General features: G+C 61.6%; 14 protein-coding genes. 5 read left to right on the plus strand and 9 right to left on the minus strand.

Features of this window, described 5'->3' with window-relative positions:
• Window positions 1–171: 171 nt before the first annotated feature.
• Entirely contained in the window at window positions 172–2,382 is a 2,211-nt protein-coding gene (gene helR / locus D8W71_RS17375) for an RNA polymerase recycling motor ATPase HelR (protein ID WP_121115093.1), read from the plus strand.
• Here helR and D8W71_RS17380 read toward each other — a convergent pair.
• Window positions 2,373–2,726: a VOC family protein gene (locus D8W71_RS17380; protein ID WP_121115095.1), complete on the minus strand. Its 354-nt coding sequence runs from the start codon at window positions 2,724–2,726 to the stop codon at window positions 2,373–2,375. The two genes, helR and D8W71_RS17380, sit on opposite strands and share 10 nt — an antisense overlap.
• Window positions 2,727–2,870: 144 nt before the next feature.
• Here D8W71_RS17380 and D8W71_RS17385 point away from each other — a divergent pair, with 144 nt between their 5' ends.
• Both D8W71_RS17385 and D8W71_RS17390 read left to right on the plus strand, forming a co-directional pair.
• Entirely contained in the window at window positions 2,871–3,449 is a 579-nt protein-coding gene (locus tag D8W71_RS17385) for an ArsR/SmtB family transcription factor (protein ID WP_121115097.1), read from the plus strand.
• Window positions 3,446–3,715 (plus strand): hypothetical protein, encoded by a 270-nt coding sequence (locus tag D8W71_RS17390; protein WP_121115099.1) that lies wholly within the window; start codon window positions 3,446–3,448, stop codon window positions 3,713–3,715. Before D8W71_RS17385 ends, D8W71_RS17390 begins: the two co-directional genes overlap by 4 nt.
• A 25-nt stretch (window positions 3,716–3,740) precedes the next feature.
• Here D8W71_RS17390 and D8W71_RS17395 read toward each other — a convergent pair whose 3' ends face one another.
• Complete coding sequence (locus D8W71_RS17395; RefSeq protein ID WP_236077484.1) at window positions 3,741–4,046, minus strand: hypothetical protein; 306 nt, start codon at window positions 4,044–4,046, stop codon at window positions 3,741–3,743.
• A 28-nt stretch (window positions 4,047–4,074) separates the two neighbouring features.
• Between D8W71_RS17395 and D8W71_RS17400 the strand changes: the two genes are divergently transcribed.
• On the plus strand, window positions 4,075–4,869 hold the full coding sequence (locus tag D8W71_RS17400) for a HugZ family pyridoxamine 5'-phosphate oxidase (RefSeq protein ID WP_121119449.1): 795 nt from the start codon (window positions 4,075–4,077) through the stop codon (window positions 4,867–4,869).
• 46 nt (window positions 4,870–4,915) lie between these two features.
• On the opposite strand, the gene D8W71_RS17405 is transcribed toward D8W71_RS17400, so the two are convergent.
• The 7 genes from D8W71_RS17405 to D8W71_RS17435 all read right to left on the minus strand — a co-directional run bounded on the left by D8W71_RS17405 (window position 4,916) and on the right by D8W71_RS17435 (window position 11,913).
• The gene (locus D8W71_RS17405; protein ID WP_121115100.1) at window positions 4,916–5,734 is read right to left on the minus strand and encodes an ATP-binding cassette domain-containing protein; all 819 of its coding nucleotides are present in this window, start codon (window positions 5,732–5,734) and stop codon (window positions 4,916–4,918) included.
• Between the two features lie 3 nt (window positions 5,735–5,737).
• Window positions 5,738–6,796, minus strand: a complete 1,059-nt coding sequence (locus tag D8W71_RS17410; protein WP_121115102.1) for an ABC transporter permease — start codon at window positions 6,794–6,796, stop codon at window positions 5,738–5,740.
• A gap of 67 nt (window positions 6,797–6,863) precedes the next feature.
• Window positions 6,864–7,901 carry a substrate-binding domain-containing protein gene (locus tag D8W71_RS17415; protein WP_121115104.1) on the minus strand — a complete coding sequence of 346 codons (1,038 nt, stop codon included), beginning with the start codon at window positions 7,899–7,901 and terminating at the stop codon, window positions 6,864–6,866.
• A 165-nt stretch (window positions 7,902–8,066) separates the two neighbouring features.
• The gene (locus D8W71_RS17420) at window positions 8,067–9,410 is read right to left on the minus strand and encodes a hypothetical protein (RefSeq protein WP_121115106.1); all 1,344 of its coding nucleotides are present in this window, start codon (window positions 9,408–9,410) and stop codon (window positions 8,067–8,069) included.
• Window positions 9,407–9,823, minus strand: a complete 417-nt coding sequence (locus D8W71_RS17425) for a hypothetical protein (protein ID WP_236077485.1) — start codon at window positions 9,821–9,823, stop codon at window positions 9,407–9,409. The genes D8W71_RS17420 and D8W71_RS17425 overlap by 4 nt, the downstream gene beginning before the upstream one ends.
• Window positions 9,824–10,018: a hypothetical protein gene (locus D8W71_RS17430; RefSeq protein ID WP_121115108.1), complete on the minus strand. Its 195-nt coding sequence runs from the start codon at window positions 10,016–10,018 to the stop codon at window positions 9,824–9,826.
• Window positions 10,015–11,913 (minus strand): hypothetical protein, encoded by a 1,899-nt coding sequence (locus D8W71_RS17435; RefSeq protein ID WP_121115110.1) that lies wholly within the window; start codon window positions 11,911–11,913, stop codon window positions 10,015–10,017. The genes D8W71_RS17430 and D8W71_RS17435 overlap by 4 nt, the downstream gene beginning before the upstream one ends.
• 277 nt (window positions 11,914–12,190) lie before the next feature.
• Here D8W71_RS17435 and D8W71_RS17440 point away from each other — a divergent pair, with 277 nt between their 5' ends.
• The gene (locus tag D8W71_RS17440) at window positions 12,191–13,600 is read left to right on the plus strand and encodes an NAD(P)/FAD-dependent oxidoreductase (protein WP_121115112.1); all 1,410 of its coding nucleotides are present in this window, start codon (window positions 12,191–12,193) and stop codon (window positions 13,598–13,600) included.
• Window positions 13,601–13,615: the final 15 nt, after the last annotated feature.

The raw sequence follows: 13,615 nt of genomic DNA on the forward strand, positions 1-13,615 counted from the left end.
GTTCAGTATTACGGCTGTGCGCAGATTTCTCAGTGCGTGGGCGAGCGGGGAGGTTACATACTTCCTACACTGCCAATCTATAGCGCACCCAGGGGCTTGTGGCAAGACCCCATGGACGTCGCAAAATAGCTTCCGTCGACGCCTGGAACTACAGAAGCGGGGAAGCCTCACATGGCTGCACACGAATCGTTGGACAGATCGATCGTCGACGGGGCCGGCTCCGCCTTCGCATTGAGCGACAACCTCGTCGGTAAAGCCAGCGCAACGTTGATCGACGAGGACGAACTGTTCTTCGCTTCCGTCGCGCGCACCACCCAACGTTCCATTGCAGATGCCGCCGAGAGGCTTGCGAACGTCCGGCGGTCGACGGCACGAATGGGACAGGAGGTGATGGAACGAGACTTCGAAATCCACCGTTTGACCTCGCGTCTGCGTTCTCTTCGACGGTTTGGATTGGATCGGTGTCTCGGCCATGTGGTCGAGGCACGAAGCGGCGAGACCGTGTACATCGGAAGATCCGGGCTTCTCGACGACGATGGCAGCCAGCTTCTGATCGACTGGCGCTCCCCCGCCGCCGAACCGTTCTTCGGAGCTACGCACGCGCATCCGATGGGGTTGGCTCGTCGCCGTCGATACCGCTGGAGCGGCGGAAAGATCGTCGACTACTGGGACGAGGTCTTCTACTCGGATGAGCAGGAATCGGCTACTGATCAGCGGCGCGCCGCACTCGATGATCAGTCGGCGTTCATTGCGAGTCTCGGGGGCAGCAGGTCTGGGCAGATGCGAGATGTTCTGGGGACGATTCAGGCCGACCAAGACGCAGTCATTCGAGCAGGATCAGCCGGTGCCCTTGTCGTCGACGGAGGCCCCGGTACCGGGAAAACCGTTGTGGCTCTGCACCGCACGGCCTACTTGCTCTACTCGGACTCACGCGTCGGGCACAGCAACGGCGGAGTTCTATTCGTAGGACCGCACAAGCCATACCTCTCCTACGTAGGAAACGTCCTGCCAAGCCTGGGCGAGGAAGGTGTCCTGACCTGCACGTTGGGTGACCTCGTCGACGAGGGCGAGAACGCAAGGCCCGAAGCCGACGCCGGCGTTGCCCGACTCAAGTCGTCGATGGAGATGATGAACACGATCGACGCGGCCGTGCAGTTCTACGAGCAACCTCCGACGACGGCAATGACCGTGGAAACCGACTGGGCCGACCTGCGAGTGTCGCCCGAGGACTGGGCGGAGGCATTCGGTGCACGAGACCCGGACAAACGTCACAACGAGGCGAGAGAGCAAATACGCGACATGCTCGTCACCATTCTGCTGGACAAGTACGACGGCGAAGCGCCTCGGTCGACCATGCGAAAGGAACTGCTGGGCCACGACGACCTGCGTTCTGCGCTCGACAGTGCGTGGACACTGATCGAGGCTGCAGACCTGTTGGCTGATCTCTGGTCGGTGCCCGCGTACTTGCGCCACTGTGCCCCATGGCTTTCGAAAGACGAAGTACTGGCACTACAACGATCCGATCCGCGGGCGTGGACTGCGGAGGACATCCCATTACTCGATGCTGCACGTCGCCGACTCGGCGATCCTGAATCTGATCGCGTTCTGCAGCGACGAGCCGCCGCGATCGAAGCGGAACGTCGTCGCATGGACGCAGTCGTGGACGAGATTCTCCAACTCGACGACGAAGACGGCTTGTACGCACAGCTTCGACAGGACGGAATCCGGGAGGCCCTCGTCGACGGCGCTGCCCTTCCCACCATCGAATCCGACCGACTGGACGGACCCTTCGCGCACGTCGTCGTGGACGAAGCGCAGGAGCTGACCGATGCGGAATGGCAGATGCTGCTGCACCGATGTCCTTCTCGTAGTTTCACCGTCGTCGGTGACCGAGCGCAGGCACGACACGGCTTCACCGAATCGTGGCAGGAACGACTGAACAGAATCGGGCTCGATCGAATCGAGTTGAAGTCGTTGACCGTCAACTACCGGACGCCACAGGAAATCATGGCCGCGGCAGCACCGGTGATCAGGGCCGAACTTCCGGACGCGAACGTCCCGATGTCTGTGCGTTCCAGCGGGATTGCGGTCGTATACGAGCAGACATCGGAACTGGACCGCATTCTGGGAGGTTGGCTCCGCGACAATGCCGATGGGATCGGATGCGTCATCGGTCTCCCGTCGTTCCAATCCACCGACCGGATCAGGTCGTTGACCCCTCAGCTGTCCAAAGGTCTCGAGTTCGACCTAGTAGTCGTGGTCGACCCCGAGTCGTTCGGTCGAGGAATCGAAGGCGCAGTCGATCGCTACGTCGCGATGACGCGTGCGACCCAGAAACTGGTCGTCCTCACCTCCGACCGAGGGCGAATGGTTCACGAGTGATCGTGAACTATATTGACGACGGTGCCGTCGGGTGAGCGGACCAGGAACCTACGCACGCCCCACGGCTCCGTCGTCAGCGCGTGAACGATGTCGTAGCTGCGAGCCACCGCCTCCTCGTATGCGGCTTCGACATCGTCGACCATCACCGACATTGCCGAGTCTTCAGGCGAAGTTTCGTCGCCCGTGACAAGTTGAACGCTCGCGCCGGAGCTGGGTTCGGTGAACCTCGCCACCCATCCGAGGTTGAACTCTTCTTCCGATAGCCCGAGAAATTCTTGGTAGAAGGCCTTCGCGCCATCGATATTCGATACCGGCAGATTGGTCACGATCTTCGTAGCTCGCATTGATTCTCCACTCGTCGGCGACAAGTGCGCATTGTTCTCCTCCATGCCGAGCAGGACAAGACGGCCATCCCCCGACACCATCTCCGCAAGCTTTATTGCGCAACAATCATTGCGCAATAAAGCTTTCGTAGTTAGGGTTCTCCTATGCAATCCCCCCGCCCGGTCGCCGACGTTTCGCAACTCAAGGCCTTGACGCACCCCCTTCGGGTCAGAATTCTCTATGCACTGCGCGCCGAGGGCACAGCCACCGCGAGCCGCCTCGGGCAGATCGTCGACGAGTCACCTGCCTCGGTCAGCTATCACGTGCGGAAGTTGTGCGACGCAGGTTTCGTCATGGAGGCTCCCGACCTCGGATCCGATGCGCGAGAACGGTGGTGGCGTGTTCCCGTAGAGGGATTTTCATGGTCGGCAACGGATTTCGCGGGGACTCCCGAAGGCGTCGCTACGAGCAAGGCAGCAAAGCAGGTACTGGTCGACAACCAGTTTCTGCGGCAGCGAGAATACGAAGCGTCCGCCGAGAGCTGGGGAGAGACCTGGAGCTCGGCCGCCCACAGTAGTGATTGCGTGCTTCGGTTGACCCCCGAGGAGACCGGCACGATGATGCGCGAAGTTCAGGACGTGCTCGACAAGTGGCGAGAGATGTCGGACGACCGCAGCGAGACGAAAGTCGACGGCGGCGAACACGTCATGGTGTTCGCACACGGCTTCCCGTTCAACCCGTGATCGACGAACAACCCCGCGACGGTCAGCAATCAGGACCGACAGGAGGAACAGACGCGATGATCCATATTCCGGTCGAATTGTTCATCTTCTTACAGCAACTCGACGTGAACGAACATCTCAGGCACGAAACACGCCGTCGACTAGCCGACGCGCGCACACGAGCTGCGGAGGACCGACTTGCGCTCGAACGTGCGTGGCGGACACTGGATGCAGCCCTCGCCGCCGAATCACGCTCGCGCTCCGAACTTTTGACCTTGACGTCGTAGCTCGGGTTCGCTGTCGAGCGACGTGCTATTCGGTAGTCGAGGTGCTGCCGCGGCGGCGGGCCTTCAGTCGGAGAAATTTGACGGCGACGGCCCCGAGAACGGCGAGCCAACCCACTGACAGCACACAGAGTCCAACCGTCGTCGCCGACGCGGCCTTCCCGTGGTCCGCATAGACGTAACCAACTCCGGCCCAGATTGCCGCCACGACGGCGAAAAGCCCCATTGCCGCCAACACCGCTCGTACCGTTCGATTGGTACGCATCGCCCTGATCACCGATATCGCATGCCCCCAGGCGGCCGTGCTGAAACGAGAACCGGTGGTTGCCCTCACCACAGTCCTACTCCGTAGACTTCCGAGCATGGCACTCGATCACGGCGACCCAGGTGACGCACCGTCCACCCCTCCCCCGCTCACCGAACTCGAACCGGTCAGGCGACCGTCGGCCGCTGAAGAGTCGCGCACTGTCGCAGCCTCGACGAACATTGCAACGCTCGCAAGCTTGACCGCCGACGGCGATCCATGGGCGTCGTACATCACCTATGGCCTGCTCGGTGGATCCCCGGTTCTCTGCGTCTCGCGAATGGCTGAGCACGGCCGAAACCTACTCCAGGATTCAAGGGCCAGCGTCTCGATCGTGGCACCCGAGTCAGCGTCGGACCCGTTGGCGGTATCGAGGGTGACCCTCGCCGGTTCGGTGGAATCACCGATCGGCGAAGAACTGGCCGCGGCGAGGGCTGCCCACCTCGAGGCTGTGCCCGCGGCGAAGTACTACATCGACTACAGCGACTTCTCGCTGTGGGTCCTGCGGGTGAAGCGAGCGCGGTGGGTCGGCGGCTACGGCCGCATGGATTCGGCGTCCGCGCACGACTATGCCGCTGCATCGGCAGACCCGATCTCCCCCAACGCGGCCGGTGCACTTGCGCACCTCAACGCGGACCACGCATCGGCCCTGCTGGACATGGCGCAGACGCTCGGAGGCTACCCGGACGCAACCGTCGCGACCTGCACATCGGCAGACCGCTACGGCCTCGATCTGTCCGTCACGACGCCGCGGGGAAACGCGGCGACGCGAGTCGGGTACCCAAGCCCGATCGACGATATCGCCGAGCTTCGTTCTGCAACAGTCGAGCTCGCTAGGCGAGCCAGAACCTGACGGCTGCCTCCGCCGTCCGGAATCGGCAGGGGCCACGAACCGAAGGTCAGCGACGCAGTTCGTGAGTCAGGGTCTCCAACTCGTCGCCACCGGCCATTTCCTTCGTCAGATCATCGAGACTGATCTCGTCATAGGTGCAATCGAGCTTCTGCCGGCCACGGTTGAGCAGAACGAAATGATCACCCACCATGTACGCATGGTGCGGGTTGTGCGTAATGAACACCACCCCGAAACCCTGCTCCTTCGCCGCGGAGATATACCGCAACACCATCCCGGACTGCTTCACACCCAGGGCAGCGGTCGGCTCGTCGAGGATCAACACCCGCGCACCGAAGAAAATCGCGCGCGCAATCGCCACACACTGACGCTGACCACCGGACAACGACCCGATCGGCGCATCGACATCCGGAAGATCGATACCCATCTTGTGCAACTCCTCGATGGTCGTCGCACGCATCGCATTGACATCGAGTGCTTTGAAGATGCCCTTCTTCGTCAGTTCCTGACCGAGAAAGAAGTTCCGCCACACCGGCATCAACGACACCACAGCAAGATCCTGATACACCGTGGCGATGCCCTTACCCAGAGCATCCTTCGGGGAATCGAACTTCGTGTCGACACCGTCGACGAGCAGTTCACCTTCGCTCTGCTGATGCAGACCGGCCATGATCTTGATCAACGTCGACTTACCGGCACCGTTGTCACCGAGCACACCGGTCACCTCACCGGCTCCGACCCGCAAGTTGATCCCCGACAGCGCAATGATGTTGCCGTAGGACTTACCGATGTTCTTCAACTCGATCAACGGAGTCTTACCACCACCCGAGGGAGCAGGCTCGACGGGTGTTTCAGCGTGAGTAGTCATAAGTCACCTTTTCGCCGCGTAGGAGCGGAAGGAATTGTTGGCGATGACCGCGAACAGCAGCATCGCGCCGAGGAAGAACTTGAACCAATCCGGGTTCCACCCGGCATAGACGATGCCCTGATTGGCCATACCGAAGATGAACGCACCGATCATCGCACCGACCGTGGTACCGAAACCGCCTGTGAGCAGACACCCACCGATGACCGCCGCAATGATGTACAGGAACTCGTTACCCACACCCTGACCCGACTGGACCGTATTGAACGCGAACAGCAGGTGCATGCCCACGAACCAGGCACAGAACCCGACGAACATGAACAACCCGATCTTGACCTTCGTCACCGGAACACCGATCGCACGAGCCGAATCCTGATTACCACCGACCGCGAAAATCCAGTTACCGATCCGAGTCTTCATCAACACATACGTCGAGATCGCGGTGAACAGCAGCCACCACACCACCGTGATACGGATCGAGACATCCCCGACCTGGAACGACGACGCGAACACCTTCTTCGCCGAATCGAAACCAGCCATGTCCGAGATCGACGGCGTCGCAACCTGACCGGTCACCAACTTCGTCACCGCCAGATTGATACCGGTCAACATCAGAAACGTCGACAGAGTGATCAAGAACGACGGGATCTTCGTTTTCATCACCAGATAACCGTTGAAGAAACCGACCGCCAGAGCGAGCACCAACGCCAACGCCGAACCCAGCCACACATTCAGATGCAGGTTGTAGGCGATCATCGACGCCATGATCGAAGAGAACGTGACCGCGACACCGGTCGAGAGATCGAACTCGCCACCGATCATCAACAACGACACACCGATCGCCATGATCCCGATCGTCGACGATGCATACAACACCGTCGCCAACGCCTCGGGAGACCGGAACGGTGGAGCGACGATGCAGAAGAAAACGAAAATGACGATCGCACCGAACAACGCGCCGATCTCCGGACGAACCAGCAACCGCTGAAACGGCTTCTGCTTCTTCACCCGCTCATCGGTGACAACAGTATGTTTCGACAAATCCAAATCGGCCTGTGTACTCATTGTGAAATCCTTCCGTGCTGGGGACACGGGCGGCCCGGTGACGTGGTGACCGGGCCGCCCGCGAGTCCTAGCGAGTCCCGTTCTTGGCGTACTCGGCGATGGCGTCGATATTGGACGAGTCGATGAAGGCGGGTCCGGTGAGGACCGGTGTGCCTCCACCGATGGTGTTTCCGTTGTTCAGGTACAGCCACAGCGAGTCGACCGCGAGGTATCCCTGCAGGTAAGGCTGCTGGTCGATCGCCCATTCCACGTCGCCCGCCTTGATGGCGTCGACGAGGGCCGAGTTGGTGTCGAACGTGACGACGGTGGCGTCACTTCCCGCATTGGCCTTGGACTGCACTGCGGTGAGCGCAATCGGCGCGCCGAGCGCGACGATGTGATCGATGCTGGGATCCTGCTGTAGCTTCGCGGTGATCGTCGCCTCGACCGAGGGCATGTCTTTACTGTTGACGTTGAGGATCTCGGTGGTCCCGCCGGTGAATCCGGTCTTCACTCCGGCGCAACGTGATTCGAGAGCAACCTGCCCCTGTTCCTGAATGATGCAGAGAGTCTTCTTCGCACCGTCTGCAGTCAGCCGTGCGCCTGCTGCCTCACCGGCGATGGTCTCGTCCTGGCCGAAGTACTGCTGGACGCCTTGCTCTTTCCAGGTGTCGTACCCGGAGTTGAACGCGACGACGGGAATACCCGCTGCAGTTGCGGCTTCGACGGCCGGGGCCATGGCGTCGGGCTTCGCGAGGGTGACGGCGATACCGTCGACCTTGGAGTCGATCGCGCTCTGCACGAGGTTGGCCTGGTTGGGAGCTTCCGGGTCGGCAGAGTACCGAAGTTCGATGTTGTCCTTCGCCGCAGCAGCTTCGGCGCCTTTGCGGATCAGGTCCCAGAAAGTATCGCCGGGAACCTCGTGGGTGATCATCGCGATGGTCGCACGTGGGGTGTCCGCGGTTCCTGCATTGGATCCCCCACCTGTGCTCTCCGGAGCACCACCCGTGCTGGAGCAACCCGCGGCGACGGTGGCGCACAACGCCAGCCCGAGGGCAGCGCCTGAACGTAGCTTGCGGATCGAACCTGTACGGCCTGTGCCGCGACGAATCGTAGGAAGTGTCATCAAATCTCTTTCTCGACTCCGGGCCCTTGGATGGGCCGGCGGTGGATCAATCGACGTAGCGATCAATATGTAATCCACATCACAGGCAATGTCAAGCATTTGTCCTGACATTAAGAATTTTGCCGTGACAATTTGCCGCGTAGAGAACGCTGTCCGGCGATTCAATCAGCCTCCGAACAGCAGAAACAGTCCTCCGAACGTGAAAAACACCATCAGCACCATCAGCGAAAGCTGACCAGTCAATCGGTGCCTAGGAGGGAGAAGACGTAATGACGCGTCGTGGGCGGCGGCCACTCCGAGCACGTGTCCGCCGAGCACGCAGAGGACTTTGGCGGTCGCCACGACGCCTGGATGCAGCGAGAGCGCATAGGACACTTCCCATCCCTGCTGACCGAAGACGTCCCACCCCGAATCGAACGGATCGAACAGCAGGATCACTGTCGCCTGGCCCTTTTCGACGAGATACGTCAAGTAGTGCGCCAGGATGTACCCGATCACGATCGGCACCAAGGAATGCGCCAAAAGACCAGGAAGAGCGGCTCGCTTCGATCGGGTCAGTCCGCCCGTCGCGCGACTGGCACACCAGAACGACACTCCGACGAAGCAGATCATCACCGTCAAGCCCAGCGTTCTCCACAACACCCCGCCCGCGACCGACGACGTTGTGGAGTCGACCAGATTGCGCCACGCGGTAATTTGCGACGCGCTGTCGAACGCAGTCGATCCCAGGAGGACAGCCACGACTGCCACGGTTCCCGGGAGGACGGGAAGAGACCGAAGACCATCGAGGGGGTTGCGCAATACCAGGGTGCGCTGCGCAGGCGTCCGTTCGGTTGTGCTGCGGGCCAACGGTGCCATCCGCGACAGGGTGTCGCTGAATTTTTCGAATGGATCGGCGCGCTCGAACCAGCTGTCTCCGAACACAACTGCGCCGAGGAAGGTGATCAGGACGTAGGCCACACACCACAGTCGGATAGCGGAAACCTGTCCAGGATCCAAGTACGCGAGTTCGATCCAAGCGAACGCGAAAAGCCCCGCGACTGCGGGCCATGTGCCTAGACCGTCAGGATATCGGGCGAACCCGGATGCCGGGCTGCGACCGACCGCGGCCGACGCCAGACTGTGCAGTGTGCGTAGCGGCGAGATCAACCGCCATACAGGCCCGACGAGCGCAGACAGGACCGGAACCCCCACCCATAGCAGGACATAGAACACCCCGGGAAGCGCACTCGACGCATCCTGGGGGCCGATGAACGACAGAACGGCGACATAGGCGAAGAAGGCGAGACCGAGTGCCCGGATCGCAGCACGAGTCCAGCGCGAGTCCGCCAGCCGAACGATGTTGCCGGACAGAGTGAACCATCGGTGACTCGGATCCAGACGCGGCTTACGCCAAGCAAAGATCAGAACCGCGAACGAGATCGACAACGCCCACGCGCCACCGATGAGCACCGAGGTGACGGGAATGGGCAGGTCTGTCGACCCTCCGAGACCGTGAGCGAGATTCACGGCCTGACGACAAGGTTCGCCACGGTCTTCCCACTGTGGTGCAACTCGATTGCGACCGTTCCCGGGACATCGACGGTGAATTCGAATATCTGTCCGGACGCGGCCGTCACGTCGAACGAGTGTTCCGGGACGGAATGAATATGCAATTCGTCCTCTGCGTCACTGTCCACGCGAAGCGTCACAAGCTCTCCGACAACGGCATCGAACCGCTCGTTGACCGGGCTCACCGTTCCCGCCTCGATAGCAACGTCGAGGACGAGCCCGGGCTCGGACGCCTCGGACGGGGACTGCGGTGTCGACGTGGCGGCGCTGCTGGCCGAGTCCACATCGCCTCCTGGTTCGCTCGTCGAACATGCTGGAGCAATGCCCAGAGTCGCCGCGACCAGCAATGCAGCGATGGAACGGGACCTCATTCAGATCTCCTCGGGAGTGGACGAGCCGTCGCTCGAATCATTCTGCGCCGCTGCGTCTTCGCTTCGTTCGGCTCGTCGATCGCGGGCTACCACGAACAGTACGACACCGACGATCAGGAAGGCCGGAATCAGTGCGGGCAGTGCAAGGACGACCGAGTGGTCGGCCAGGTAGACAGTATCGAGCGGCGGAGTCATGTTCGGCTCGGAACCTTGTTCGTCGCATTGGTGCGCAACGCATTCCGAGGGGTGGCCCCGGAGATCCGCACCGTGCCCCACGACAACGCCCAGACAAGCAGCAATGTGCAGACGAGCACGACGAGAGATGCTGCAGCGAAGAGCCAGGTTGGATGATCGAAGTTTCGTTCGCGCTGAAGCAGCGTGATCTCCGAGACGAGATCTCGTGTGAACGACGGTTCCGCGGACACTTCTTCGGCTCCGATGCCTTCGTCGGCTGCCATGAAAATAGGCGCAGCAGTGAGGGTGCGACCGTCGTGCAGGCGCAGAACCGTCTTCCAGGTGCCGTCCACAGGCACAGGCTTCGTCGAGCGGTACGTACCCTCCCCCGTTCGTTCGAGGCTGTCCACGACCAGTCCGCGCAGCGTCGGCCCACCGCCCTGCCACGCGAGAATCGAGACCCACTCGGGATCGTCGCTCACCAGGTTCGGCGGATCGATCGTCACCTCGGCAGTGACCATGCGGAATCCGTCGACCGGATCAGCTTCTTGCAGGCGCACGGAGGCCGTTGCATCGATGGGAACATCGAACGTCAGACCGTTGGTCACAGTGCCTGCCAGCGCGACGAGCATCGCGAGCACCACGGTGCGCCTGATCGCGGGCCTCGGTAAGCCGTCTCCGCTCAACGCCTGCGCGAACAATCCAGCGGCAAGCCCGGTGGTCACGCCGACCGGGATGGTCATCCACAGAATGTCGACCCACATGCTCGACGTCCACGGAAAGAGATAGACCGCGTCTACCCAGAGCGATTCGCCCCACGCACCGATGGTTCCGACGCCGAGGCCGGCTACGGCGCCGAACAGCAGTCGGCGTCGGACGAACGGAGCGAACGCAACTACCTCGACGACGATTGCTGCCCCGAGATACAGAGCGAATACGTTGTGCGGTTCCCCGAAGATCGGGCCGACGAGCAGCGCGGTGATCTCACGAACGACCGCCGCGAACGCGACTGCGAACAAGGCAGCGCCTCGTCCGACCATGAGGCGTGCAGCGACCAAAGCGAATGCGCCGGCTCCGACGATGAGCATCGGTTGGAAGATCAGCTGAAACTGTTCGATACCGAAGTCGTATTCGATCTGGAAGACCGACAGACCGATGAGTAGGCCACCGAATGCCGATCCGCGAATCATCCAGGTCAGAATCGGGCTCTGCGACCATCTCGGATCGGGGCCGTCGGCGTCGGAACCCATCGCGATTCGCCCCTCGTGCTCGAGCAGAATCACGCCGATCAAGGACAGCCCGGCGCCACCGATGAGCATCAGATGGGTTGGACCCCACAGGGTGACATCCTGTCCGAAGATGCGGTGCCAGATGTCGTCGAGCGGGAAGCCGATGAGGGCGTACAGTCCCGCACCAGCGATCAGGACACCGCCCGTCGGTACGTACCAGGTCCTGGTCAGCTTGATCGCCGCACGCCCCGGCTTCTCGTCGAGGGGCAGAATCATCGCAAGGGTGCCTGCAATGAACAGGAAGAACAGGCCGACCAGAATGAAGTAGTGCGCCGGGTTGGCGAGCGGGCCCTCGTCACGACCTTGGCCGATGTGAAGGCTGACATCCCAGATGAAACCCAGGAATGCCGTCAGAATTGTCGAGATGAACAGCACCAGGGGTAACGCGGCCCACCCCGGGAGGTTCGTCTTCGACCCGGCGAAGTCGGCAAGTCGGCCCAACCAGGTGATACGGCGCGTGCGATGCAGAAAGGCGAGGTACAGCAGCCCCAGAGAGATGACGCCTGCCGCGGCGCTCATCGCAAAGACCTGGTCCAGAGCAGCACCGCCGCCCTGGCCCCCACTACCCTGGGCGACGAGGACGTCAGCCGCGTTGAGGTTACTGCGAGTAACACTTATCTCGGACATGGTCAGAGTATGAACCGGACTGTGCCGATTTACCAGAGTTTCAAAAAAAATTCACCGCGCCGAGGGCGTTCACCGAGACGGATCTGAAGCGATACAGACGGCGTCGGCCTGCACTCCTGACCCCGAACGGGACTCTCTCCTCGGTCCTACCGCAGGTCAATCGAGGTCGGTACGCGGCTGGGCGTCGAAACCGATCATGACATGGGAACCTTGCGAAGACACCTGAATGCTCGGCGACTACCGTTGCAGCTACATCTCAATCTTTAGGGAGCAGGTAATGAGCATCCAACCGGTCGAATCGAAGCGTCATCGTGTCGTTGTCATCGGTTCCGGGTTCGGAGGTCTGTTCGGCGTCAAGGCGCTCAAGAAGGCCGACGTCGACATCACGCTGGTAGCGAAGACCACCCACCACCTCTTTCAGCCCCTGCTGTACCAGGTTGCCACCGGCATCCTGTCCGTAGGTGAGATCGCCCCCACCACGCGCGTGATTCTGCGCAAGCAGAAGAACGCCGAAGTCTTGATGGGAGAGGTCCTCAACATCGACCTCGACGCCAAAACCGTCACCTCGAAGCTGCTCGAACGCATCACGGTGACCCCGTTCGACAGCCTCATCGTCGCTGCAGGTGCGCAGCAGTCGTACTTCGGCAACGATCACTTCGCCGAGTTTGCACCGGGAATGAAGACGATCGACGACGCGCTCGAGCTCAGAGGTCGCATCCTCGGCGCGTTCGAACAGGCCGAGCTGTCCGACGATCAAGAAGAACGCGACCGCTTGATGACGTTCGTCGTCGTCGGCGCAGGCCCGACGGGTGTCGAACTGGCCGGTCAGATCGCCGAGCTCGCCGATCGCACGCTGGACGGCGCTTTCCGGAACATCGATCCGCGCGACGCACGCGTCATCCTGCTCGATGCTGCTCCCGCTGTACTTCCCCCGATGGGCGAGAAGCTCGGCAAGAAGGCAGCTGACCGCCTCGAGAAGCTGGGCGTCGAAATCCAGCTCAACGCAATGGTCACCGACGTGGACAACGACGGACTGACCGTCAAAGAGAAGGACGGAACCACCCGTCGCATCGAAGCTCAGTGCAAGGTGTGGTCGGCCGGTGTGCAGGGAAGCCCGCTCGGCAAGCAACTCGCCGACCAGTCCGGGTCCGAAACCGACCGGGCAGGTCGTGTCATCGTCGAACCGGATCTGACGGTCAAGGGTCACCCGAACGTGTTCGTCGTAGGCGACCTCATGCTGGTCAAGGACGTCCCGGGCATGGCGCAGGGCGCGATCCAGGGTGCCACCTACGCGGCCAAGCAGATCAAGGCCACGCTCAAAGGTGAGGATCCGAGCCAGCGTCAGCCCTTCAAGTATTTCGACAAGGGCTCGATGGCCACGGTGTCTCGTTTCAACGCTGTGGCAAAAGTGGGCAAGCTCGAATTCGGCGGCTTCATCGCTTGGTTGATGTGGCTGGCGCTTCACCTGTACTACCTCGTCGGATATCGCAGCCGCATCACGACGGTGATCTCGTGGTTCGTCACGTTCCTCGGGCGTGGACGGGCACAGATGGCGTCGACCGAACAGCAGGTGTTCGCGCGGCTTGCCATCGAGCAACTCAATTCGATCGAAGCATCCGGTAGTCCCGGCGACAGTGAGGCCGGCCGGGAGGCCCGAGCCGATCAGGAAGCCAAAGCCGCCGGCTGATTTCGGCGGTCGCGC

The sequence above is a fragment of the Rhodococcus sp. P1Y genome (assembly GCF_003641205.1).
Classification (GTDB): Bacteria; Actinomycetota; Actinomycetes; order Mycobacteriales; family Mycobacteriaceae; genus Rhodococcoides.